Raw genomic sequence first — 21,621 nt, 5'->3', positions numbered from 1 at the left:
GGGTGTTGTTACGAACAATTACAAAAATCGACTGAGGTCAAAATCATCGGGTTCTGAGGTGGTTTTTTTGAAGCGTTCAGAGAGGAGGATGAGGAGGATTCTTTCAGTATAGTCTACCGCACCTCGTAACTCTTCGCGGAGGATTTCTAGGCCGCCGTTGGCATATTCTTCAAAGATATGAGCGCGGATTTCTTCGGAATCGGGGTCGTTGGGTGCAATAATTTTGGAGTCTTTGGTTTCGGCGATCGCCAGTAATTTAATCACCAAGTCATATCCTTTTGTGACAAAGGTATCGATGTCAATTGGACCCGGTTCGGTTTTGGAAATTGCGCCGAGGGGAACTCGTTTTTTGCGTTTGGCACCCAAGGCAGCAGCAAAAACGAGAACATCGGTAAAGTGACGAAATACGCCGGTTTTGTTGTCCGATGAAGTTAAGGATGTGACTAAATCTGCTTTATCTTTGGCCACCTTAATTCGATATGCACCCATTGCGATCGCCCTGTATTGTGTTGAACAGTGAACAGGATTCCGGAAGCAACGCCCCCATCCTGCTAATCTAGCATAGATGGAGGTTTTTTCATAGTCGGCGACTCACCTTTTTAGGGTTCCACTCGATACACCCCCACATCATCAATGATAAATTCTGTGGAATTTTGACCATCTGTATTCCCCGTAGAAAAGAACAAATAGTCCAGATTATCAAACTTAAATCCATAAGGGGTATAAGTCGCCGCAGCAGACTGAGAACCGGCGCGGAAGGTGAGTAAATCTCTCGGAGTTAAATCATCAACTCCCGGACTGGCGTAGTAACTAATAGACCCATCTGAATTGAATGCCATGCCAAGAGTCCACCATCCTGTATTCGTGAATTTTTGTTCGCTGGCATTGACATCTACCCCTTCGTTATTGGCGCGAACCACCCAGCGAAAAGAGCGACGACCACTACTTTCTTTGTCCATCCACATCCAAATTCCCGGCCAATAATCTGCAAGTTGACCATCGGGTTTTCGTCCCGTGGCACCGACGCGAAACCCGATATGATATCCACTCATATCTTGCCATTGGTTTAAGGGTGGTAGATAAATTCGCGTCACCACACTTAACCCTGAACCCAGAGGAATATCCCCGTTTATTTTTCCTGGAATAATATTCAGTAAATCGTCTTGTTGAATCGTCCCTTGAGTAATATTAGGAGTGCCAGAATTTGTAGTTCTTAGACGCAAGGAATATTGACTTCCAGGTATGCCTCCCGGTGGGGTTGTGACTTGTTCCACAATATCCGGATGTCCCCGAGTCGGTCCCTCCATCCACCTGCCATTGGCAGAGACACCAGTGGGAGCATTCCCCGCATGGATCACTTCAACCCAACCCGAACCGGGATTGTGATATTGATTGTGGAGTTTAGGGTTATTGAAGTTATAACTCCACCCAACTTCCTCGAAGGTATCCCCCAACTCGGTGAGGGGGGTTTCTCTCCCCGGTGGTACCAATTCGGCGCTATTGGGTAGGGTGAAGACGACTAAAACGCCTGCTAAGACTTGCAATGCTTTCATTGAGTTATCAATTTTTACGCTTTCATACGAGGGATTTGTAGCCTAAATTGCGCCGGTTTGCAGCAGGATTGTGCCAGTTTCCTCTTCTAGCGCGATCGGCAGTTATTTGTTACGGGTCATTAGTCATGGGTCATTTGTTTAAGATTAGAAACCGGGTTTCTTAACAAAGTTTATGGTAAATTGCAGCAACTTTGACGAGAAACCCGGTTCCTGGTCCGGGGGTTGGTCAAACAGTTTTTGCTCAAAAAATCAAAGATTTAGTCCCTTTCAGAAAATCTCCCTAATAATTCTTCGCGAGATAGAGTAGCTAATTGTAGCATGAGGGCGCTCAATTCTTTGGGAGGTAATGCTAATAAGAGGTCAATCAATGCAGAAAGTTCCTCATCTAATTCCCCAAAGCGTCCCCGCAAGAAATTGTCTATCAATTGGCGCTGTCCCTCCTGAATTCCTCGCTGTTCTCCTTCACGGATTGCCTGTTCTCGGTCTTGTTGATAAAGTGGTGCTAATCGCATAATTAACTCCCGTTCTTCTGCATCGTTACTTTGATTAACTTGTAAGTTTTGTCGCAGGTTGTAAAGCATTTCTAAGGCAACTGCCCGCAATGGGTTATCCTGTGGAAGTGCTTCGAGTTCATCGATCGCCCGTTTTTGGACGCTTCCCCTTCCCAGAAGTCTCAACCAGAGGGTTTCTGAGGTTTGGGGTAGTTGGTGAATCACCACGATCGCCGTTCTCAGAGAGTCCCCCATCAAGTACACCCCAGGCAACCAATTTGGTTCTAGTATAGCTCTAAATCCCTTTAAAAGGTTAGCCGATGCCGTCGGGGTGAGTATCCATAATTTGGGTAAGTTTGACTCTTGAATCAGGGTATTATTCCGATTCGCTTCTCGTTGGTAATCTCCTCGGACTTCTAGTAATTTTAAAAGGCAATTACAGATGTCGTCGGGGTTGGCGGGGTTGCGAAAGGGTTCAAAGATTGCCGGGGTCCTGGCGAATCGTCCTAATAATCCTAATCCGGCAAGATTGGCAGCGGCGATGGGGGAAGGTGCAAACCAAACATCGATTTCTCGGACTTCTCCGGCAACTCGCCGGGATGGTTTGACTTCGCCATAAGGGGACAGCAATTCTTCTAAGTAATCTTTGGCAAATTGGTCATGAATAAAGCGAGTCATTGGTCATTGGTCATTTGTTTAAGGTTAGAAACTGGGTTTCTTAACCAAGTTTATGCTAAATTGCAGCAATTTTGGTGAGAAACCCGGTTTTTGGGTCCTTGGATTAAAATGCTTCGTCTACCTCCACAACTTCGGTATATTCAAATTCATTCGGACTCAACTTAACTAAGGGGTAGCGCATTCCTTTTAATTCTATCCAGTCTTCTTCGCAATCGGGTTTGGGAGAATTGTAGACAAGGACATATTCTTTGCCGATATAAGGACTCATTTCTTGGGCGACTTCTCCTCGCCATTGGGTTTTGGTGACTAAGACAACGAGTTGATTAGCAAGTTGGGGGAGAATTTTGGCAATTTGGCGGCGATAAATTTCGTCTAAACTGCCAAAGGGGGAGTCCATGACGATGGGGAAGGTACTGCTATCCGGTCCCATTAAGGTGTTCTTTTTACTCCACTCGCGAACGCCGTCGATAATACCCCCAATAAAGGATAAGCTAAGAATTTGATTCTCTCCAGTGGAGGCAGCAACGGGGAGTTCAAATCCGCTGGTATTTTCGATTAAGGTGAGTTCATATTTGTCGCTGAGTTTTGGGAGATATGGAGTAAAGGAAATTTCACTAAATATTTCCTGAACTCGTTGTTCGAGTTGGGTTCTAAATTGGTTTTCTAGGCGCGATCGCACCTCGGTTAAGCGGTCGATCGCATCCTGGGTGGCGAAAACTCTTTTTTTGGCTAACTCTTGTTTCTCTTCGTTGGTTTTCTGCTTTTCCAGTTGCTTGTTTAACCGTTCTATCGCCCCTTGCAAGCTGTCGATTTGGGTTTGATTGGAACCAGATTCTCGGTCGAGTTCGCTCATTTTGCGTTCGATTTCGTCTAGGCGCTTTTGCAACTCTTGGATGTTTTCATCGGGATAGCTTCTTAGTTTATCTTTGATTTCATCAAGCTGATTTTCTATGGCAGAAAGTTCGGTTCTAAATCCTTCGATCGCCTTTTGTTGGCGGTCCATTTCTTGCCAAAAGTCCGGTACTTGTTTGTCGATCGCTTCCACTTGGGTACTCATACGAATGGCGGTTTCTTCAATGTCTGCCATGCCTGCTTTGTCCATCCACGATCGCACCAGTTGTCTGGCGGGATTGCCTTCGCTAAGTTCGGATCCACAGATACAGCGTTGGCGATCGAGCAATTGTTGGACAAAGGGTTGTTTAATCCCTGCTGGTAATTCCCCTCGGTTCCGTAAATCATTAACTAAAGTTCTAAATTCGCTGGTAAATTCTCCCAGTAAAGTGATATAACCTTGAGTAGAAATGGCCCGTTTTAGCGCTTCTTTAGCTTGTTTTAATTGGTTGCGAATGGAGGTGTTTTGTTCCTCTAGGTTTTTGCGCCGCTTTTGCAATTCTTCGGCCCCACCTAGTTCCAGGAGGCGATCGCTAATGGTTTTCTTCAGTTGCGCTTGTGCTTCTAACTCTTTGGTAATCTCAGTTTGTCGTTTCTGGAGGCGAGTGCCATCTTTTTCCCGGGTTGCCTTTTCTTTTAATAATTGTTTGGTTTGCGGGTCGCCAATCGCTTTTAATTCCGTTTCTAAGTTTTTGCGGGTTTCCCCGAGATGCCGAATTGACCGATTTAAGACTTCTAATCCCAGTAATTTTTTAGTTGCTTCGGCAATTTCAGCTTTTTTCTCGGACCGGACGATATACTCGATTCGTTCTCCATCAAAAAAGAAATATTGATGTAAACTTTCGGGTAAAATCCGGCCAATGATATCATCGGGATGTTGTTGCGGTGGAGGCGGTGACCATCTGCCATCATCTCCGGCGATCGTCATAAATAATTCACTCGAACCATGCGTAATTCCCGTCTGGGTATTGTAAGCACGAATTAGGCGTTTTGCTTGATAGCGTTTGCTGTCATGTTCAAATACTAATTGCACCCAGCAGGCAACGGGTTCACCGGGTTTTGCTTCGGTGATTGCGCGTTTATTCACCAGGCGATCGGGTCCGGCAAAAGCAGCGGAAAATTGTTCATAAAGTACCCAAGTAAAGGCATTCATTAGGGTAGTTTTACCGGACCCGTTATTGCCATGAATGATGGTCGTATTATGCGACCCTCGGGATAAGAAAATTTCGGGGGTTCTGCCATAAAATTGGCGAAAATTACAAAGAGTGAGAGAAATCAGTTTCATTGAATTACTTCCTTGACAATTTTGAGGATATCATCGTTAATATTCCGGGGCATTTTCATATAGAGTTTATCTTTTTCCGCTTGCAAAACCCGCTCAATAATGGCGCGGACTTCTGGGGAGGCACTGAGGATTGGTTCTTCGATATCGCGCAGTTCCTCTTGGGGTCGGTTGCTGGGGTGATAGGCGGGCTGATTTTCTGCGAAAATAAGGTGCTTTTTGACCGGAACTGTCCCGGAAGGATAGGCGACTCCCAAAGTTGTATCTGATTCTGGCGGGTGACTGGCGTACATTTGATGATTTCCTCCCCGATTGAAGTGTTACCCAATTGTCATTAATTTTACCGGGGTTTCCCCCAACTGTCAAAGACTTAATAATCCGTAAGATTTCTGAAGTTGAAGTAATTGCATTCGCGCTTCCCCTGCATTGTCTGCTAAATCCGCAAATTCTATGAAGCGGCGCAATTCTTTTTTTAAGATATTTCGCTCGATTTCTAATGCTTCTCGGTCGAGTTTCGGAGGCATAACAATGGTATCAAAGAGAGTGGCTCTATCCTTGTTGGGATGGGGGCGCAAAATCCGGCCCCGACGTTGGATAAACTGGCGGGGATTGCCACTAGAGGCGAGAATCACAGCGGTTTTAATCGCAGGGATATCCACCCCTTCATCTAAACAGCGAATTGCGACTAATCCTTGTAATTCTCCGCTTTCAAATTGCCGTCGCAATTCTTCTCGTTCCTCGATCGCCGTGTCAGCGGTGTAGGTATTCACCCGATAGCCAAGTTCAGACCCCAGCAGGTGGGAAACCGCTTCCAGTTGGCGATCGCTGCCCCGAGAACCGGACTGTTCAACGGTCCCATCCCCACAATAAAATAACGTATGACTGGTATGCAGGCGAGTTTTCATTAACTCTCGCAAAGCATTTAATTTATTACTGGCTGATCCAACTAACCGGGCGCGTTGCATCACTAATCCTCTTAAATCATCATGCTCAAGATCCAGGTTTTCTTGATGACTTAATATCCAGCCAATGCGCTTTGTTAATTTTATATAAGCATAGCCTTCAGATTCAGTTAAATTCACCAGAATCGGATAATAGAGATACCGCACTAATGCCCCTGCTCGAATTGCATCAGCAAGGGTCAGCTCCGGGGGAATAACCGGGCCGAAATACTCTAGTAAACCCGCTGTTCCAGTCTCATCAAAATAGCGTTCTGGGGTAGCAGAAAGGGCTAATCGTAAGCCAATTTGACGGGGTAAACTTTCTTCAAGACGCGGGGCACCCAGGTTATGGGCTTCATCCCCTATAATCAAGGTTTTTTCGGGGAAAAACCGCAATTGAGACTGTAATCCCTCACTAATCAGGGTGGCATTAGTCGTAATAATTGTGAGAAAAGGCTGGAGGTTAGCCCGGACGTTGTAAAGTTGGGTGGAAAGCTGACTGTGCCAGGTGTAAACATTTTCAAAGGCTAAAATCGGGGCCAATCCAAATGTCTCACATTCTCGCGCCCACTGATTGACGAGGTGGCGGTAGGGACAGAGGATAAGCAACACTTGTAATCCAATGCGGTGATACAGTTCCGTGGCGATCGCTAAAGCAGCGATGGTTTTGCCGCTTCCCGTTGCCATTTTCAGGGTTCCTCGTCCCTGATTGCCAAACCAACTGGCGATCGCCTGTTTTTGATACGATCGCAGATGCAAATTAGGCGGTAGAGTCGGAACCCCCGGTCCCGATCTTTGAGCAGGATTCGATGCACTCATCTGTCAAATTTGGGATTAAAAAATATTTTTTATTTTATCTTAAAATCCTGGAATTTTCAGTTAAACCCTGCTAAAATAGAGAGAGCCATCACCCCAGGAATTAACCCAATCCGCTACAGTCTAGTCAAATGTCAGAATCTGTTCTACAGTAGATCCGGTAATCCTATCCGTCACATTGCCATCATGATAGAGGACAAACCGAGGATGCAAAGCAGCCTTACCCTAGAACCGGATACGTTATGGTTTAAGGTGAAACACTGTACAAAACAGGGAATAGAATCCGGTGCACTCCAATCGATTCCCACTGACTCAGAGTTTTTAGAAACCCAGGGAATGCGCTTTTTAGTGCGGATTTTGTCGAATCTCGTTCGTAAGCAGAAAGCCAAGCAATCGGAAGCCCAGAAAACTCAAAAATCGGGTCAAGAATTTAATCCTTTTTTACCCTACGAACGCGATTTATTTGTTACTGATATTTCCCCCACTCATGTTTGTTTGCTAAATAAATTTAATGTCGTAGACTATCATTTGCTATTAGTGACCCGGGAGTTGGAGGACCAGGAAATGTTACTCACTCTAGCCGATTTTGAGGCGATGTGGGGCTGTTTACAGCAGTTTGATGGGTTAGGGTTTTATAATGGTGGAAAGGAAGCCGGGGCGAGTCAGAGACACAAACATTTGCAATTAGTCCCCCTGCCGATCGCCGCCGAGGGACCGAGGATTCCCTTGGAAGCGGCAATCATGTCGGCAACGGTAATAGATGGGGTCGGAAAGATCGCCGCCTTTCCCTTTGATTGTGCCGTCAGCTTTTTTGACCCCGACTTATTTAATCATCCAGTGGAAGCGGCGCAAATCACCCTCAAATCCTATTTCCAACTGTTAGCAACCGTAGGTTTAAAAGCGGAGGAAACGAGTCCCAAACAAGCCGGTCCTTACAATCTTTTGATGACCAGAAACTGGATGCTAATTGTCCCGCGATCGCAGGAAAATTTTGAATCCATTTCGATTAATTCCCTCGCCTTTGCCGGTTCCCTCTTTGTCCGGAATGCTCAGGAAATGGAGCTTCTGCAATCAGCAGGTCCTCTGAAAATCCTAGAAACCGTCGGGCGATCGCCTCGGTTCTAATTCAGATTAAACCGGACGGTTTTCAGGGTGAATCGGAATTTCAATCGTAAACTCTGTGCCTTCCCCAGGTTGGGAGGTACAGAGGAGTTGTCCCTGATGACGATCCACAATAATTTGGTGACTAATCGATAACCCCAGTCCCGTCCCTTTCCCTTCCGGTTTCGTGGTAAAGAAAGTACGAAATAGTTGTTTTTGCACCTCCTCGCTCATCCCCGCACCATTGTCAGCAATGTGAATGGCGACGCAATTTTCTTTCACTTCTGTCCGAATGCGAAGGGTTTTAGATTCCGGTTCTTTAGGTAAAAGTGCAGAATTATTCTCTTCAGAAGAACCATTGGTAACGCCGGACCAATGGCTCGAAACTCCTGATTCTAAGGCATCGATCGCATTAGCAATCAAGTTCATAAATACCTGATTCAGTTGGCCCGGATAACATTGCACTAAGGGGAGCTTTCCATACTCTTTAATCACCGTAACTGCTGATTTAGAACCTGTGGCTTTCAAGCGATTAGATAAAATCAGCAGCGTGCTATCTAGTCCCGCATGAATATCCGCTTTTTGAAAAACCCCGGCATCTTTGCGGGAAAAATTCTTTAGGGATTTAACAATTTCCTTGATGCGATCGGTTCCGAGATTCATGGATCGCAGCAGTTGCGGGAAATCTTCTTGCAAGTATTCTAAATCGATCGCAATGGCATGATTTTGGATATCTGCAACAGGTTCGGGATAGGATTGCCGATAGAGTTGCAAATGGGTGAGCAAATCTTCTGCATATTCTAGGGCCAAATTCAGATTGCCGTGAACGAAGCTGAGGGGATTGTTGATTTCGTGGGCGACTCCCGCGACTAACTGTCCCAAAGTAGACATTTTTTCCGTCTGAACCAGTTGCAATTGGGCTTCTTTTAAGTCCTGAATCGACTGTTCTAAATTATGGTATAGTCGGGCATTTTCTAAAGAAATAGCAGCCTGAGACGAAAGTAACTTTAAAACTTCGAGGCGATCGCGGGTAAACACGCCGGTACTCAAGTTATTTTCTAAGTATAAAATTGCTACGGTTTGCCCTTGGTAGGCGATCGGGAAGCACAGAATTGATTTCGGTTTCTTCGCGGTAATATACGGGTCCGTGGTAAAGACCGACTCTACCGCCGCATTATTCAAAACCAGAACTTCCCCGGTTCGATGCACATAATTAATAATACTCAAGGGCAAACATGAGAAATCTTCCAGAGGAATTCCCGCACAACTAATTTCAATGGACGGTATGGTAGTCGTCACCGTCTCATCCTCAATATTTCCAGCCGCTTGAATGACTTGTTTTCCCTCTTGTTCTAAAATTAAAAACCCAGTCTGTGCCCCGGCATTTTCCAGGATAACTCGCATTAATTTATTGAGAAATTTATCCAAAACCAGTTCTTCAGAAAGCGCTAATGCAGCTTTCATCACCGTGGTCATATCTAAGGCGGAAGAACCTTGGGTGATGCTGGTACTGGTGGTGGCAAAAGAGGAAATGGTTTCCTGAATGCTGAAGGGCCGAATCACTGAGCGTTGGGTGACTCGGGCCAACACTAAGGGATATTTTTGTTCTAAAAATTTTACCTTAGCACTCGCTGACCACCGCACATATCCATAGTAGGCTTCAGTTAAATAAAACTGGGCTATTTGTTGACTCCCCCGCTGGAGATGAAATTCACCGGCGAGTTCATTAGCCAGGGCTTCTTCTTGGATATATAGGCTTTCCCGGGCGTGGAGAATGGCCCGGTCATAACCGGCGATCGCCTCAGCCAGGTCCCCCCTAACTCGGGCTTTTTCTGCTTCCACCAGTTCATATTTATGCAGAAAATTATCGGGGGCAAATTCTGCCCATTTTTTCATCTTCCCTTGATTTTCCTCGACCTTATTCCAAAGCACTTCTTGTTCAGATTCAGACCGCTTCGGATAAACCCCTAATGCAGCCAGAGAGTCATAAAAATAAAACAAAGGTAAGGGGTAAACCGCAGTCAAACCATCTAAATAATTCGCCCCTATCCCGGCATTTTCAAAGGCCGATTCGTTTTCTCTGAAGAGATAGCTGAGAATGAGTTTGTGCAGGTATAAACAACATAAGGCGTAGCGATCGCTAGTTTGTTCATGCAGGGGTAACATTGTGAACTCATTATAGAGTTCCCCCACCAGAAAATCAGGATGATCTGCCCCTCGAATTAAGTGGGACACCACCTGCCAATACATTTTTTGATAGTTGAGGGTATTCGTCTGCTTGAGTTTCTCCATCAGCAAGCTGTAGGAAGACATTTCCGCTTCCAACTGACCCAATTCCTTCCCGGCAAAATAGGAATTACCACAGTAATTATAAGCACATAACCCGGCATATTCTACGTCTCCAGTTTCCAATCCACTCTCATAAGCGAGGAGTAAAGGTGCAATGGTACGCTGGAGGGGTTCCTTCCAGAACCGGACATTATTATTCACCACCATAACCGTCCGGGCTTTGAGTTTCTGATTCTCGAATTGGGCCAAAACCTTTAAGGCTAATTGGCCAAATCGATGGCCGGTGTCGATATCTCCCACAAGGCCACATAAAATTAATCCATAACAGCCGTAGGCATAAGTCGATTCCTCTGTATTGCCATATTCCAAAGACAGATTAACTTCTTCAAAAACCAGCAAAGGTAACAATAAAGGCGCAGCTTGATAAGCGGGTGCAATGGCACTATTCAGAATCCGCATCGCCGCTTTTATGTTAGAATTGCTCATTTTGGGCAATTCGCTTAAGGCTTCGACCCGGTGTTCCTTTAAGCGGGAAAACAGTTCTCCTAGTCCGTGCTGAATGTGATCAAATGTGGGTTGTTCCGGTAAGTTAATTCCCAATAAAGCGAGGGCTTCTCGGGCGGTAGCCAGGGCCTCAAGTTGTTTATTTTGGGCGGTGTAGGCTTGGATTTTGACCTCATAAACTTGAATTTTGTCCAGGAGTGTATCGGCTTTTTCCAGGACAAGTTGGGCGAGGCACTCCATGCGTTCAAACGCGGTACTCAAATAGGCAGATTCGGCGGCTGCCAGATGAAGCTGGAGGGTTAAATCATAGCGATCGCCCCAACTGGTGGGATTCAATAAGGCTAAACCTGCATCCAAATACCGTAAGGCGGGTTCGTAAGCCGTGGCAGCTTTGGCTTTATGTCCGGCTTGTAGATTCAAGGCCGCTAATTGATATTTCTCCCCTGAATTTTCGATTAAATCTGCCCCCATATTTAATTGATTGACTAAATCAAAAACTTTTTCTTCAACAGCTTCTCCGGGGGTATTTTGTAACAGTAACCGTCCGATTTTGAGGTGAGTGGCTTGTTTTTCCGGGTCGGGAATGAGAGAATAAGCGGCTTGCTGGACGCGATCGTGTAAAAATTTATACTGCACTGAAGGGACTTCAGCGTTAATCTCTTCTCCCTCAGACCCCGAATCCCCTTGGAAGAATTTATACAATTCGCTCACCGGAATCACCACACCGGATTGCAAAGCTTCCCATAACTGGGCTGAGGTTTCCCCGAGGGAATGCTGATAGACTAACCCTAAGGTGGCGAGATCGAATTGATGTCCGATACAAGCGGCTAAGGTTAAAACGGTTTGGGTGGGGGCCGGTAACCGTTGCAACTGAGTCGCCATAAAGTCTACAATGTTCTCGGAAATCGCTAAGGATCTAACTTGGGTGAGATCACACTGCCAATACCCGCGATCGCCATCGTACTCTAATAAATGATCCTCATAAAGGGACTTTAAAAACTGGGTAACAAAGAAGGGATTTCCTTCGGTTTTTTGAAACACCAGTTCGGAAACGGGTTGCGATCGCGTTTCGGGACAGGTTAAGGCATCGGCAACTAAGTGATTCAAATCCTGGCGCTTCAGGGGTGGAACTTCAATCCGGTTGAACCCCACCCCCTGAGTTTGTTGGAGGCGATTAACCATCAACATCAAGGGGTGAACCGGACTCACTTCGTTATCCCGATAAGCCCCAATCACCAGCACATGGTGTAAATCTGCGTCGCTTAAGAGTAACTCTAGTAACTTTAAGGACGCGATGTCCGCCCATTGTAAATCATCTAAAAACAACACCAACGGATGCTGTTCATCAGCAAATACGCGAATAAAGTTGGGAAAAATCCGATTAAATCGATTTTGGGATTCAGCCGCCGGTAGTTCCGGGAGGGCCGGTTGTTTTCCTAACAGTAATTCCAGTTCAGGAATTACATCAATGATAACCTGCCCTTGTTTTTCTAAGGCGGCAGTGAGTTGTTTTTTCCAAGTGGCGATCGCCTTGGGACTTTCCGTGAGGATGTGGTAGCGAATTAAATCTTGAAACGCTTGAATCAGGGGTGCAAACGGGATATTTCGCTTAAACTGGTCAAATTTTCCTGAGATAAAATAACCCCGTTTTGCCAGAATCGGTTTGTGGACTTCCTGAACTAAAGCGGATTTACCAATCCCTGAATATCCCGCCACTAACATCAGTTGAGCACCCCCTGCGGCAACCGCCTCAAATGCCCCCATTAAGCGGTGGATTTCCTCCTCTCGTCCGTACAGTTTTTCCGGAATCTGGAATCGCGCTGCAATATCTTTCTGGGCGATGGCAAAGGGTTGAATAGTCCCCGTGGTTTGTAGCTGCATCAAACAGGTTTCTAAATCTGCTTTTAACCCCCGCGCCGTTTGATATCTTTCTTCGGCATTTTTCGCCATCAGTTTCATCACCATATCCGCGATCGCCTGGGGAAGATCCGAAACCACTCGGTTCGGTGGGACCGGCTGTTTGGCAATGTGATAATGGACTAATTCCATCGCATCCGTCGAGACAAAGGGTAAAGTTCCCGTTAACAGTTCATAAAACGTTACGCCCAACGAATAAAAATCCGTGCGATAATCAATAAAGCGGTTCATGCGCCCGGTTTGTTCCGGAGAAATATAAGCCAAAGTCCCCTCTAAGGCATTGGGATTCACCAAAGTCAGGGATTCTTTAGGCAACCGAGAAGAAATACTAAAATCCGTCACCTTAACCTGCTTGGTCAGGGGGTGAATTAAAATATTATCCGGCTTGATATCTTTATGAATGATGCGATTTTGATACAAGGCTTCTAACGCATCTGCAATCTGGATGCCGATGTAGAGAAAGTCAGCAATAGAAAGCGGATGAGAGGTGATATAATCTTTTAAAGATATGCCGCCAAAATCTTCCAGAATCAGAGCCAACCCATTGCGATCGCGTTCTAGGCTTAAGGCTTTGACAATTCCCGGGACATTGAGATTTTTGGCGATCGCATATTGATTCCGCAACCGAACCAGTTCCGCCACCGTCGGATATTCAGCATTGGGAATTTTAATCATCACAGAAGCGTCATCCCCTGGCCGATATCCACGGTACACCAGGGTGTGAACACTTTCATGAATTTTTTCGGTGATCAAATAGTCAGCGATCGCGTGCATTATATCGTCTCTCCAGTCCCAGGCACTTTTTTTAAGTGTTCTACTTTCATTCTATTGTACCGCGCTTGCTCTGCGAGTTAACGAGGATTGCAATTTTTTTGAGGACAGATGGGGAGGAGGAGGATAGGGGAGATGGGGTGGACCGCCATCGAGATGGGGGAACTCTCTAATATTTATCCCTCCTTTTTATCTTTTTTCATCTTTGTGAAATTGGTCCTGGTGAATAGGCAGTTCAATGATGAATTCACTCCCTATCCCTGGAGTCGAGGTACATTGGAGTCCCCCTTTGTGGCGATCCACTGCAATTTGATAGCTCGTAGCCAATCCTAACCCCGTCCCTTTCCCAATGGGTTTTGTAGTAAAAAAGGGGTCAAAGAGGCGCGCGAGGGAATCTTCGGAAATGCCACAGCCATTATCTTTAATCTGGATAGCAATGCGATCGCCCGGTAGTACCTGAGTCTGAATCCAGATTTTACCCGGTTCCTGACGATTGCTCTGGCGAGAATACGCTTCATCAATAGCATCGATCGCATTAGTCAGAATATTGATAAATACCTGATTCAGTTCGCTGGCAAAACACTCCACCATCGGAAGGGTTCCATAGTTTCTAATCAGTTCAATTTCCGGACGATTCCCTTGAGAGTCTAACCGATTTTTCAGAATCATTAAGCTACTCTCGATTCCAGAATGGATGTCTACATCTTTGAGCGCCGCTTCATCATACCGCGAAAAAGTCCGCAAAGACGTCACAATTTCTCGGATGCGAATCGCCCCCTGTTCCATCGAGTCCAAAAGTTTAGAAAAGTCTTCCTTCAAAAACTCTAAATCCACCTCATTTGCTTTATCGAGAATCTCGGGTCCTGGATTGGGATAGTGTTGGTCATAGAGCTCCACCACTGCTAGCAAATCGGACAGATAATCTCTAGCATGAATAATATTTCCAAAAATAAAGCTGACTGGATTATTAATTTCGTGAGCAATTCCCGCCACCAGTTGGCCCAGGCCCGCCATTTTCTCACTTTGAATCAGTTGAGTTTGAGTTTTTTGGAGTTTTTTGAGGGTTTGTTCGAGTTCTTGCGATCGCGCCGTAGCTTCTTTATACAATTCTGCCTGAAAAATGGCAATTTCCATGCAGTCGCGGACCGCCTCCAACAAGTGAATTTCCGACAGTTTCCAGGGACGGGTTTCCCCCGAATTAGCACAACAAATCACCCCCAACTTGCCATTACTTTTTCGCAGGGGAACTAACAAAATCGCCCTGAAGCCATATTCTAAATAAACAGTATGCCAGTCCAGATCCGGCGATTGGGCCAAATCATCGCACCACACTATCTCCCCTTCGATCAGTCTGCGATACAAAAAGCTATTTTCTGGAATCGGGTATTCCCCCAAAAACCTGTCTAAAGTGGGTCGTTTAGCCTCTTGAATGCAAGACCAAACCGAAATAGGCTCTGTTTGATGCCACAAAAAATAACAGCGATCCAGATTCAAAACTCGCTGGAGTTCACTCACCACAGTTTCCAGAATCCGGTCCAGATCCAGGGAATTGCGGATTTGGGAAGTCAGGCGATTAAGCAGTTCCTCTCGTTCCACTTTTTCTCGCAGTTGGGCCTCACTTTGAAGTCTTGCCGCTTCAGCTTTCTTGCGATCGCTGATATCTTCCACCACCGAGATCCAGTAACTCCCGTCTTGCTCCATCGCCACAGTTAAATTCACCCAAATCCAGGTGTTATCTTTGCGAATGTAGCGCTTTTCAATCGAGTAATGAGTAATTTGCTCTCGCTTCACCTGCTGCGCCAATTCCCAATCTAAATCTAAATCTTCCGAATGCGTAATCTCCTGAAAAGTCAGAGTCAGCATTTCCGCTTTGGAATACCCCACAATGTCACAAAAGCGTTGATTGATGCGAATAAATCGACCCTGAAAATCCACATGAGCCACCCCCACTGCCGCTTGCTCAAAGGTCGTCCGAAAGCGAGCTTCACTGTTTTTTAAAGCCAGTTCTGCTTGTTTGCGATCGCTGATATCCGTATTGATTTCTAAAATAGCCCGAGGATGATTCTGTTCATCCCGTTGCAAACTCCACCGACTATCGACCACAACTTGAGTGCCATCTCGCTTGGTATGGACCAACTCTCCGCGCCAATGTCCATCCCGTAAAAAACTTGTCATAATTTTTGGCAACGGTTCAGGAAAGCTCGTCTGCAAAAACTCATGAATATATTGTCCTTTGACCTCGGTTAGACTCCATCCATATAATCGTTCAGCACCTTGATTCCAATATTGGATGTAGTCGTTTAAGTCGCGAATTAGAATCGAGTCATTCGCTTGATCCAACATCTCGATCTGTTGACGCATGGAATCATCAACTAACTTGCGATCGGTAATATCCAAAACCATCCCATCCCATAACATCGCGCCATCGGGTTGAGGGGACATTTTAGCAGCCCCTTGCAGCCATTTCAGTTGTCCCGAAGCGGTGATGATCCGCCACTGATAACGCCATTCTTTCCCCGTTTGGGCTGCACAGATGAATGAGTGAGCAAATCCCGGACTATCCTCCGGATGAATGGTTTGCCACATCAACTGGCAATTGTTGAGGACCGCTTCAGGTTCAAGTTCATAAATCTCTCGACAGGCAGGGGAAATATAAGTAAAAATATCATAGGTTGGGTTCAGATACTGACGGTATTGATAAACCATTCCCGGTAAAGTTTTCGCTAACCGTTCAAAGCGGGCTTCATATTCATGCAAAGCAGCTTCAGCGCGTTCCCGTTCCGCTTTTTCCTGTCTGACCTCATCTTTGATCGGGTCAATTCTACCTTGAGCATGGGTGATTTCTGTGATAAAACCCATGACTGAATGCGCCAGTCCCTTCCCATCCCGGACCAAATCCACCCGCAGGGAAACTCGGGCGATCGCACCGTCCTTTCTCAAATATCGTTTTTGTAGGGAATAGGTATCAATTTCAGCATTAACTAATTTTCGGGCCCAGACTAATTCTACATTCAAGTCTTCCGGGTGGGTCAGGTCCTCAAAACTTCGCGATCGCAACTCCTCCCCGGTGTATCCCACGATCTCGCAGAACTTCTGATTCGCCTTCCAAATTTGACCGTCTAATCCACACTGTACCATTCCCACCGGGGCTTGACTAAAGCTAATCTGAAACAGGGTTTCACTCTCCTGAAGCCTGTTTTGGAGTTCAGCATATTCTTTTTGCAGCGCGACCAGTTGGGACCGTGTGACCATTGGAGCCTACCTCACTCACTAAATTTTTGCGCTCAACTCGGAGGTTTCAACCGCTTTTGGAACCGCTACTCTCTGGAGTAGTCGGACTGATTTGATATCCCACAAGCTATACCCTCCGCACTTTATTTCTTGAGAGACTTGACAAATTTTTAAAAAAATGATTTCCTGCCAGTCTTTTCAAAAGTCTTTATATTTTCTGTAGGTTAATAATACCCCGTTCTAAGGGAAGTGACCTACAGGGCTGGGCGCAATTCTCTGAGGCGATCGCCATATTAAACCCAGAACCCTAAATTTTGGGGTCGCCACTTCAGTCGTTCTAGAAGGACAATCCCCCCCCTTAAAAGCTGCCTAGATTAAGCCCCAATTTTCCACAGAGGCAGGAACCCGACCCGCCGGGGAAATTAAAGGGGGATTATCATGTTCCTGTTCCGGCGCGATCGCCTCCATCTCTCCATTTTCTTCAAAATGCTGCCACAGTTGGTCTATCTGACCCGGAGTTCCCATCCGCCCAAAACCGACCCTCGTCATGTCCACAGATTGAAAGAGTTGTGTGGTGATTAACTCTTCCCCGGACCTATTTATCACCTATTCTGCCATTGCTGCGACAACTGTATAGCCCTGATTTGAATAGTGGTATTTCCCAAGGGCAACATGGGGCGGTTGTTGCCCTTGTATTGACCCCCACAAGTCCTAGATTCCCACAGATTAATTTGGGTCAGCTTGCGCATGGGGCAGACACTCCCGGGAAGGGAGTGATTTTGTTAGGGTTTGTTAAAATCAAGTCCAGAATTTTTCCCTAGGATTTCTGAAGGGAGGACCCGGACTGCCCGAACTACATTAAGCATTATTACTTACTCGGGTAAGGCTTTATAAGTAGCAATCACAGCCATTAATAAGACAACGGTCCAGGACCAACTGGGAATGGCTGCAAGCGCTAACCATACATCCCCAAAGATGACGGCAAATAGCTGCAGGAAGTAAGCGATCGCTATGGTGCCCAGTGCAAAGAGGATAACCGGGAATATTTCAGACATAACATTTCCTCGTCTAGTTCTCCTACCCAGCAAGGCGATCCCCAGCTGGTTTTTCCGATTCGTTTCTGTAACAGATTATAAAGCAAAAGTTACAAAAGTCCAACAAATAAGTTAAGAATTATTAAAATAAGGGGCTGATTAACCACAATGGGTTAAAATTAAAAGCTGAGAAGAACCCCGCCACCGAATTACCTAGATTTTGTGGATTCTCTCTGAATTCAGCGCGAGGGGCGGCTGCCTTGAGCCATCGCTTCTGATAGCTACAGCCTAAGTTCTTTGGAGCCGATGATGGATAAGATTAGGCCAGTTTGAGATGTGGCTGTAAGCGCTTATTTTCCCTAGAGACGCGATCGCCCTCAATCCTGTTTCTTTCCTTTTAGTTTACACAGCAAAATAACCGGATTAACTCGGTGATAATACTTATTTACCAAGGGAACCCCATCATGGGTTCCCCTTCAGCTCCCCGGATAAAATCCGATGAAAAGTGCCCATCCCAGGGACAGTGCGGTGAGGGGTTGGGGTCAACTCATCAGCGCCCTAAACAGTCTCAGATGTGGCTAAATTAATTCCTTTAACGGATTCAGACCCCGGGGTAAGCGTCGCTTCTTTGACCCGTTCCCGAGAAAGGGTGCAGCGGGCGATCGCCTGTAACAGAGGATTTTCCGTAGCGAGTTTTCGGGAAGCGATAAACTCAAAAATTTGTTCGGTCCCGATTCCATACACACTGCGGCACTGATATACCCGCCATAAAGCAATCAGAGGCAGAATGTCCTGGGCTTTCAAATCCACCCACTGTCCCCCCCGTTCTCCCATGAACTGTTGCAGATAACGGGATGCTTGCCAATGAGAGGGAATCCCATGCTCATAAGCGCGAACTAAACAAGCACAGGTGAGATCAAAGGTTTCATATTGAACCAACCGTTTTAAAGCCGCTTCCACTTTTTTGCTCTGCATCTCTTGCAGGATCGCCACGCCTAGGGTGGATAGACGGCCATTCTCACGAGTGGTCAAGGTCAATTGAATATAACCGCGATTTTGGCGATCGCGCTGAATGCCATCGCTCACAGACTCCACTTCCACCCCAGCGATCGTCTGTCCCAGAACCCGTTGGAGACCAAAATAAATCGCCTGAGCCACTGTCCCATTATCGAGTAGAGACTCCAGATTCTGGGGAAAAATCTGTTCCCCCTCAAACGCCGCTTCCACCTGTTCAAAAGGGTCTTCTTCCACCGGATGAAAATTTTCCGCACACCATTCCAAAATCTCCCGCACTGACAACTGTTCCCGCGCTAACGCCCTTAATTGACCCGCTTCAAAGGGATAAACGGGATTAGGTGGGGTTAAATGGTAGTGGTCATAAAACCCTTGTAACCAGAGGCGAACCAACTCCACAATGCCATCGGGACTGATTTGGTATAACTGCATCGGTTCGCCTTGTTTGCACAGGTAGTTGGCAATTCCCGGGGGAAGCGCTTGAACCTTGGTGCGCCAGGTTTCCTCCGTCATGACACTGAACAGGACCATTCCCCGTTCTAGGGAGGCGCGAGGCAAGGTATCCCAGATTCGTTTAATAATGCTGGCAACGACCCGTTCTCGTTTTAAGCCCGTATCGCTTTTATCTGCTGCCTCCAACTCGTCAAAACATATTATCAGGGGGTAATAGGAACTAATCAGGGTTAAGGTATGCATGAAGATTTCCCAGGCATCGGCATCGCGGGAGTCGCGGGACCGATTGGGTAAACCGAGTTCTGTGGCTTTAGAAGGGGCGATCGCCATTCCGGATAACCATTTAATACTGTAGGGAGCTTCCGTGCTAGATAGGGTCCAGATAATCCCCCGAACGATATCTGGATCGGCGATATCGGGTTTAAGTTTGCAGAATCCTTCCGTGAGTTGAGTCACCCAAGTTTGATTTTTAGCCCGGGTATGATGGTTGAGTTTGGCAATCAGTTCCGGCGGAGAAAAGCTGCGTGCCTTGGGGTCGATCGCCTGAATAGCATGATTAGCGATCGCCGCCGCGAGAGATTGCCACTGCATGACGCCACCTTGACCGGCATAGCGTAAACTCTCCACAACGCGCTGATGAAATTGATAGCGCAGGAGGTTTAAGTCCGTTAATTGACCGGCATTGATATAAACCAGCAGCGCACTATCGTCTTGTTGAATTTGATGGCGCAGGGTGCTGATCAGATGACTTTTGCCCATGCCTGGATTACCCGTTACCGCAATCGCACTCAGGGCAGAACGACCTTGGCGAGAGCGCTCAAGGGCTTGAAAAACCACCTGACGGATGCGATCGTTCAAGCTGTTGAGATTGGGAAGGTCATCGCGCCAAATTTCGCGATCGCTGACTGATGCAGGGTAGGGGAAAGGGTTCTGAGCGGCGATCGCCGCATTTAGGTCTTTAATCGAAGAAATAGAACAACTAGCCATAGCAAGACGTATAAAGGAGCAAACCGAATTCAGCTTCAGCTCTTACTTAAAGTGTGCCGCGAAACTCTTTTAACCTGACACAATACCCATCGGTTCTCTAGTTCAGACCCCTTTCTCGGGCGTCGGTACAGGATGAAATCCAGAGGAAGGACAAGAAAGCCGGTTTTTTGTCCAGATTTGTTACTGATGAGTAGAGATTTGGCATAGAAACCCGGTTTCTAATCGCTACTGAACCAACTCCCTAGATCTCGAAGGCGATCGCCCGTTTATGTAGAAACCTCCGATTTGTCAACCGACTTCAGTTAGCCCAAGGTGCTGCCTGACAAAATCTCGTGAGCTTGCTTGAGATGCTGGGCAACAGATTCAGCAGAAGCCTGGAAAGCCGCGCGTTCTGCCTCGTCCAGTTCAAGTTCTAACACCTGAGTAATCCCTCGGCGTCCTAACTGGCAAGGAACCCCAATGAACAGATCGCGTAACCCATATTCACCCTCCAGATAAGCCGCAGCCGGAACGATTCGCGACTGGTCAAGCAAAATTGCTTCAATCATCAAACTCACCGAAGAGGCTGGAGCAAAATAAGCACTCCCGGTCTTCATTAATTCTACGATTTCCGTGCCCCCGTTGCGGGTGCGTTCCACAATTCGCTCAATGGTTTGAGTATCCAGCAGTTCCTTTAGGGGAATCCCCTCCACCGTCGTGTAGCGTGGCAGGGGGACCATTAATTGTCCGTGATCTCCCAGGACCATTGCCTTGATATCCTGGATAGACACTCCCAGTTCCATCGAAATAAAGGTTTTAAACCGCGCCGCATCTAGCACTCCCGCCATGCCAATCACCCGACGGCAGGGGATTTGAGTCGCTTCCCAGGCAACGTAGGTCATCACATCTAGGGGATTCGTCACCACAATTAAGATGGCTTCTGGAGATCGGGCGATCGCCTCCTTTGCCGCTGTCTTAACAATCGCCGCATTAATTTCTATCAAGTCATCTCGATTCATCCCCGGCTTCCGAGGACGACCGGCAGTGATCACCACAATATCGGAGTTCGCCGTATCATCATAATCATTTGTCCCCACAATTTGCCGGTCATGACACTCCACCCCCCGCGCTTCCATCAAGTCCAGGGCAATCCCTTGGGGCATCCCTTCCAGGACATCCAACATCACCACATCGGCTAAATTTTTTTCGACCACTCGCTGGGCGAGGGTGCTGCCAACTTTGCCCGCACCAATAATGGAAACACGAGCCTGATGACAAGAAGGAGGAGAAAAGGGGGAGGAGGACATGATTAATACAACCGTTAAACAGTTTAGGGTTTACTGGAATTCTTCGAGTTGGTCGATTCGCAGCCAAACATTCGGGGCAGGCATCTGACCAAACTTGATCAGGGCATAGTCCCCATTCATGTCTACAACTTCCCCTTTAGTTTCAAAGATATAGCTGGGGAAGCGCGAATCACTAGCGCTTGCTTCTAAACTATTGTCCAACGTTTCGCGAACGGCGCGAACCATACTACCTTTTTTAACTGCCATAAGTTGCTGTGCACTGTTTAAAACGCGTTCTCTCCCTCATTTTAATCTCTTCGGGGGTCGGAGGATGGGGAGGATGGGGGAGATGGGGAGGATGGGGAGGATGGGGAGGATGGGGAGGATGGGGAGGATGGGGAGG

The 21,621-nt window shown here is 46.7% G+C and carries 14 protein-coding genes; 1 reads left to right on the top strand and 13 read right to left on the bottom strand.

Annotated features, from left to right (window positions below):
- Positions 1 to 18: 18 nt before the first annotated feature.
- The 6 genes from NG792_RS23690 to NG792_RS23665 form a co-directional block, all read right to left on the bottom strand.
- A complete protein-coding gene (locus NG792_RS23690; RefSeq protein ID WP_261201153.1) occupies positions 19 to 489 on the bottom strand; it encodes a DNA phosphorothioation-associated protein 4 in 471 nt (156 codons plus the stop codon).
- 110 nt (positions 490 to 599) lie between these two features.
- Positions 600 to 1,553, bottom strand: a complete 954-nt coding sequence (locus NG792_RS23685; RefSeq protein ID WP_261201152.1) for a hypothetical protein — start codon at positions 1,551 to 1,553, stop codon at positions 600 to 602.
- Positions 1,554 to 1,810: 257 nt separating this feature from the next.
- Complete coding sequence (locus NG792_RS23680) at positions 1,811 to 2,722, bottom strand: RpnC/YadD family protein (protein ID WP_261237022.1); 912 nt, start codon at positions 2,720 to 2,722, stop codon at positions 1,811 to 1,813.
- A 103-nt stretch (positions 2,723 to 2,825) separates the two neighbouring features.
- A complete protein-coding gene (locus NG792_RS23675) occupies positions 2,826 to 4,898 on the bottom strand; it encodes an AAA family ATPase (RefSeq protein WP_261201150.1) in 2,073 nt (690 codons plus the stop codon).
- On the bottom strand, positions 4,895 to 5,188 hold the full coding sequence (locus NG792_RS23670; RefSeq protein ID WP_261201149.1) for a hypothetical protein: 294 nt from the start codon (positions 5,186 to 5,188) through the stop codon (positions 4,895 to 4,897). Before NG792_RS23670 ends, NG792_RS23675 begins: the two co-directional genes overlap by 4 nt.
- A 69-nt stretch (positions 5,189 to 5,257) precedes the next feature.
- Positions 5,258 to 6,655: a DNA phosphorothioation system restriction enzyme gene (locus tag NG792_RS23665; protein WP_261237021.1), complete on the bottom strand. Its 1,398-nt coding sequence runs from the start codon at positions 6,653 to 6,655 to the stop codon at positions 5,258 to 5,260.
- A gap of 204 nt (positions 6,656 to 6,859) precedes the next feature.
- Between NG792_RS23665 and NG792_RS23660 the strand changes: the two genes are divergently transcribed.
- Positions 6,860 to 7,777 (top strand): ATP adenylyltransferase family protein, encoded by a 918-nt coding sequence (locus NG792_RS23660; protein ID WP_261237020.1) that lies wholly within the window; start codon positions 6,860 to 6,862, stop codon positions 7,775 to 7,777.
- Positions 7,778 to 7,783: 6 nt separating this feature from the next.
- Here NG792_RS23660 and NG792_RS23655 read toward each other — a convergent pair whose 3' ends face one another.
- The 7 genes from NG792_RS23655 to NG792_RS23625 all read right to left on the bottom strand — a co-directional run bounded on the left by NG792_RS23655 (position 7,784) and on the right by NG792_RS23625 (position 21,485).
- Positions 7,784 to 13,237, bottom strand: a complete 5,454-nt coding sequence (locus NG792_RS23655) for a trifunctional serine/threonine-protein kinase/ATP-binding protein/sensor histidine kinase (protein WP_261237019.1) — start codon at positions 13,235 to 13,237, stop codon at positions 7,784 to 7,786.
- A gap of 186 nt (positions 13,238 to 13,423) precedes the next feature.
- Complete coding sequence (locus tag NG792_RS23650) at positions 13,424 to 16,486, bottom strand: PAS domain S-box protein (RefSeq protein ID WP_261237018.1); 3,063 nt, start codon at positions 16,484 to 16,486, stop codon at positions 13,424 to 13,426.
- A 348-nt stretch (positions 16,487 to 16,834) separates the two neighbouring features.
- Positions 16,835 to 17,020: a hypothetical protein gene (locus tag NG792_RS23645; protein ID WP_261237017.1), complete on the bottom strand. Its 186-nt coding sequence runs from the start codon at positions 17,018 to 17,020 to the stop codon at positions 16,835 to 16,837.
- Between the two features lie 317 nt (positions 17,021 to 17,337).
- On the bottom strand, positions 17,338 to 17,520 hold the full coding sequence (locus NG792_RS23640) for a hypothetical protein (protein ID WP_261201143.1): 183 nt from the start codon (positions 17,518 to 17,520) through the stop codon (positions 17,338 to 17,340).
- A gap of 537 nt (positions 17,521 to 18,057) precedes the next feature.
- Complete coding sequence (locus NG792_RS23635) at positions 18,058 to 19,953, bottom strand: ATP-binding protein (RefSeq protein ID WP_261237016.1); 1,896 nt, start codon at positions 19,951 to 19,953, stop codon at positions 18,058 to 18,060.
- Between the two features lie 302 nt (positions 19,954 to 20,255).
- A complete protein-coding gene (gene mdh / locus NG792_RS23630; RefSeq protein WP_261237015.1) occupies positions 20,256 to 21,239 on the bottom strand; it encodes a malate dehydrogenase in 984 nt (327 codons plus the stop codon).
- Positions 21,240 to 21,269: 30 nt separating this feature from the next.
- Positions 21,270 to 21,485, bottom strand: a complete 216-nt coding sequence (locus tag NG792_RS23625; protein ID WP_261201140.1) for an NAD(P)H-quinone oxidoreductase subunit O — start codon at positions 21,483 to 21,485, stop codon at positions 21,270 to 21,272.
- Positions 21,486 to 21,621 lie beyond the last annotated feature (136 nt).

The sequence above is a fragment of the Laspinema olomoucense D3b genome, assembly GCF_025370785.1.
Lineage (GTDB): Bacteria > Cyanobacteriota > Cyanobacteriia > Cyanobacteriales > Laspinemataceae > Laspinema > Laspinema olomoucense.
Note: the sequence above shows the minus strand (reverse complement) of the source record. Positions and strands in the feature narration are given on the sequence as shown.